This window comes from Marinobacter iranensis, from assembly GCF_029207565.1.
Lineage (GTDB): Bacteria > Pseudomonadota > Gammaproteobacteria > Pseudomonadales > Oleiphilaceae > Marinobacter > Marinobacter iranensis.
Genome location: NZ_JANCMW010000031.1, coordinates 1 through 1,240, shown reverse-complemented (window position 1 = coordinate 1,240; position 1,240 = coordinate 1). Strand labels below are relative to the sequence as shown.

At 62.2% G+C, this 1,240-nt stretch carries 1 protein-coding gene; it reads left to right on the top strand.

The window, feature by feature from the left end:
* Positions 1–423: 423 nt before the first annotated feature.
* Positions 424–1,240: group II intron reverse transcriptase/maturase (ltrA, locus tag NLU14_RS21290; protein WP_275710397.1), on the top strand; the 817-nt coding region annotated here is incomplete at its 3' end.

Genomic DNA, 1,240 nt, shown 5'->3' with positions numbered 1-1,240 from the left:
CGTGTGTGCCGGGCATGGCACAGAACTAGGGAGGTGAAAGTCCTCCTGCCAGGTGTTCGCAGAGCCGAAGGCTAGGAGAAGGGCAAGGGCGTCATCGCGAGGTGGGGTCTGGAGGAAGCCCAATCCAAAGCGGCGGGGCGACGAACAGGAACCCGATACGAGGTGTGGTACATCCGGGGCGAGCGGGCACGTGACCGCGAAGCCCTCCTTCTGCGACCGGGATGTGCTTTATAAATCGGGCGTTCACGCCGTGAAAGCTCTGTGCCTTACCCCGGGAGGTCTGCCACGTGTGGACGGACCCACTGAGAGACGAGCGATCGCCTCTGATCGCGTGGTAGAAATCAGCCGAGGGCATAGTAGGTTCGCCCGTGAACCGAAGGCCCGAACAGAGACAGGAGTCGAGTGTCCGTGCAGGGAAACGGGATGGCATCCGCAAAGCAGCTTGCGCTGCCCCTGGAGCAACCAGGGGATGAACCCGTTGCCGGAAAGCGGGAAAGCTCGCACTCCGTTCAACCCTCACCGTGGATGGCGCGTGTATTGAGCAGGGACAACCTCAATGGCGCCCTGAAACAGGTACGACGTAACAAGGGAGCGCCGGGCATCGACGGCATGACCGTGGATGAGCTGCCGGATTATTTGCGCCAACACTGGCCGGAGATCCGGCAGCAGTTGCTCCAACAGACCTACCGACCAAAACCGGTACGGCGGGTCACCATCCCCAAAGCCAACGGCGGTTCCCGCCCTCTGGGTATCCCGACGGTGCTGGATCGCTTTATCCAGCAGGCGCTTGCCCAGGTTATCCAGCAGGATTGGGAACCCCGCTTCCACCCACACAGCTATGGCTTCCGTCCGGGACGCTCTGCTCATCAAGCGGTCCGATACGGACAGCACTGCGCTCGGGAAGGCCGTAACTGGGTGGTGGATCTGGACCTGGAAGCCTTCTTTGACCGGGTAAACCACGATCGCTTGATGGCACGGCTGAAACGGCACACGCCGGACCGGCCGCTGCTGAGGCTGATCAACCGGTACCTGAAGGCAGGCGTCCAGATCAACCACCACAAAGAGCCCACACCCGAGGGCGTGCCGCAAGGCGGGCCACTGTCTCCGGTGTTGGCGAACGTGGTGCTGGATGAACTGGATTGGGAGCTGGAGCGGCGCAACCTGCGCTTCGCCCGCTACGCAGATGATTGCCAGATCTACGTTGGTAGTCGCCGTGCAGGAGAGCGGGTGATGGTGAGTC